This is a genomic window from Bradyrhizobium frederickii (genome assembly GCF_004570865.1).
Classification (GTDB): Bacteria; Pseudomonadota; Alphaproteobacteria; order Rhizobiales; family Xanthobacteraceae; genus Bradyrhizobium; species Bradyrhizobium frederickii.
Window position 1 is genome coordinate 1 of record NZ_SPQS01000092.1, and the last position, 2,665, is coordinate 2,665.

The window sequence follows — 2,665 nt, forward strand, 5'->3', positions numbered from 1 at the left end:
CGATGGGACACACCGAAGGTGGTGAAGGGCGTGAGTTTCCTGCTCCGTCTGACCGTAACAGCGGACGACGGCAGTGAGCGGCTGGTCAGCACGGCCCGGACGACGGAAACCACATACCGCTTCACGCAACTGGCGCTGGGGAACTACAGGCTGACAGTCCGGGCGGTAAATGCGTGGGGGCAGCAGGGCGATCCGGCGTCGGTATCGTTCCGGATTGCCGCACCGGCAGCACCGTCGAGGATTGAGCTGACGCCGGGCTATTTTCAGATAACCGCCACGCCGCATCTTGCCGTTTATGACCCGACGGTACAGTTTGAGTTCTGGTTCTCGGAAAAGCAGATTGCGGATATCAGACAGGTTGAAACCAGCACGCGTTATCTTGGTACGGCGCTGTACTGGATAGCCGCCAGTATCAATATCAAACCGGGCCATGATTATTACTTTTATATCCGCAGTGTGAACACCGTTGGCAAATCGGCATTCGTGGAGGCCGTCGGTCGGGCGAGCGATGATGCGGAAGGTTACCTGGATTTTTTCAAAGGCAAGATAACCGAATCCCATCTCGGCAAGGAGCTGCTGGAAAAAGTCGAGCTGACGGAGGATAACGCCAGCAGACTGGAGGAGTTTTCGAAAGAGTGGAAGGATGCCAGTGATAAGTGGAATGCCATGTGGGCTGTCAAAATTGAGCAGACCAAAGACGGCAAACATTATGTCGCGGGTATTGGCCTCAGCATGGAGGACACGGAGGAAGGCAAACTGAGCCAGTTTCTGGTTGCCGCCAATCGTATCGCATTTATTGACCCGGCAAACGGGAATGAAACGCCGATGTTTGTGGCGCAGGGCAACCAGATATTCATGAACGACGTGTTCCTGAAGCGCCTGACGGCCCCCACCATTACCAGCGGCGGCAATCCTCCGGCCTTTTCCCTGACACCGGACGGAAAGCTGACCGCTAAAAATGCGGATATCAGTGGCAGTGTGAATGCGAACTCCGGGACGCTCAGTAATGTGACGATAGCTGAAAACTGTACGATAAACGGTACGCTGAGGGCGGAAAAAATCGTCGGGGACATTGTAAAGGCGGCGAGCGCGGCTTTTCCGCGCCAGCGTGAAAGCAGTGTGGACTGGCCGTCAGGTACCCGTACTGTCACCGTGACCGATGACCATCCTTTTGATCGCCAGATAGTGGTGCTTCCGCTGACGTTTCGCGGAAGTAAGCGTACTGTCAGCGGCAGGACAACGTATTCGATGTGTTATCTGAAAGTACTGATGAACGGTGCGGTGATTTATGATGGCGCGGCGAACGAGGCGGTACAGGTGTTCTCCCGTATTGTTGACATGCCAGCGGGTCGGGGAAACGTGATCCTGACGTTCACGCTTACGTCCACACGGCATTCGGCAGATATTCCGCCGTATACGTTTGCCAGCGATGTGCAGGTTATGGTGATTAAGAAACAGGCGCTGGGCATCAGCGTGGTCTGAGTGTGTTACAGAGGTTCGTCCGGGAACGGGCGTTTTATTATAAAACAGTGAGAGGTGAACGATGCGTAATGTGTGTATTGCCGTTGCTGTCTTTGCCGCACTTGCGGTGACATTCACTCCGGCCCGTGCGGAAGGTGGACATGGTACGTTTACGGTGGGCTATTTTCAAGTGAAACCGGGTACATTGCCGTCGTTGTCGGGCGGGGATACCGGTGTGAGTCATCTGAAAGGGATTAACGTGAAGTACCGTTATGAGCTGACGGACAGTGTGGGGGTGATGGCTTCCCTGGGGTTCGCCGCGTCGAAAAAGAGCAGCACAGTGATGACCGGGGAGGATACGTTTCACTATGAGAGCCTGCGTGGACGTTATGTGAGCGTGATGGCCGGACCGGTTTTACAAATCAGTAAGCAGGTCAGTGCGTACGCCATGGCCGGAGTGGCTCACAGTCGGTGGTCCGGCAGTACAATGGATTACCGTAAGACGGAAATCACTCCCGGGTATATGAAAGAGACGACCACTGCCAGGGACGAAAGTGCAATGCGGCATACCTCAGTGGCGTGGAGTGCAGGTATACAGATTAATCCGGCAGCGTCCGTCGTTGTTGATATTGCTTATGAAGGCTCCGGCAGTGGCGACTGGCGTACTGACGGATTCATCGTTGGGGTCGGTTATAAATTCTGATTAGCCAGGTAACACAGTGTTATGACAGCCCGCCGGAACCGGTGGGCTTTTTTGTGGGGTGAATATGGCAGTAAAGATTTCAGGAGTCCTGAAAGACGGCACAGGAAAACCGGTACAGAACTGCACCATTCAGCTGAAAGCCAGACGTAACAGCACCACGGTGGTGGTGAACACGGTGGGCTCAGAGAATCCGGATGAAGCCGGGCGTTACAGCATGGATGTGGAGTACGGTCAGTACAGTGTCATCCTGCAGGTTGACGGTTTTCCACCATCGCACGCCGGGACCATCACCGTGTATGAAGATTCACAACCGGGGACGCTGAATGATTTTCTCTGTGCCATGACGGAGGATGATGCCCGGCCGGAGGTGCTGCGTCGTCTTGAACTGATGGTGGAAGAGGTGGCGCGTAACGCGTCCGTGGTGGCACAGAGTACGGCAGACGCGAAGAAATCAGCCGGCGATGCCAGTGCATCAGCTGCTCAGGTCGCGGCCCTTGTGAC

Annotated in this window: 3 protein-coding genes; all 3 read left to right on the forward strand. The window is 55.1% G+C overall.

The features are described from left to right. Positions 1-1,482: phage tail tip domain-containing protein (locus tag E4K64_RS39455; protein WP_135167621.1), on the forward strand; the 1,482-nt coding region annotated here is incomplete at its 5' end. 61 nt (positions 1,483-1,543) lie between these two features. After that, positions 1,544-2,164 (forward strand): outer membrane beta-barrel protein Lom, encoded by a 621-nt coding sequence (lom, locus tag E4K64_RS39460; RefSeq protein ID WP_135167622.1) that lies wholly within the window; start codon positions 1,544-1,546, stop codon positions 2,162-2,164. A 64-nt stretch (positions 2,165-2,228) separates the two neighbouring features. Further along, on the forward strand, positions 2,229-2,665 hold a 437-nt coding region (locus E4K64_RS39465; protein ID WP_209312017.1), incomplete at its 3' end, for a prophage tail fiber N-terminal domain-containing protein.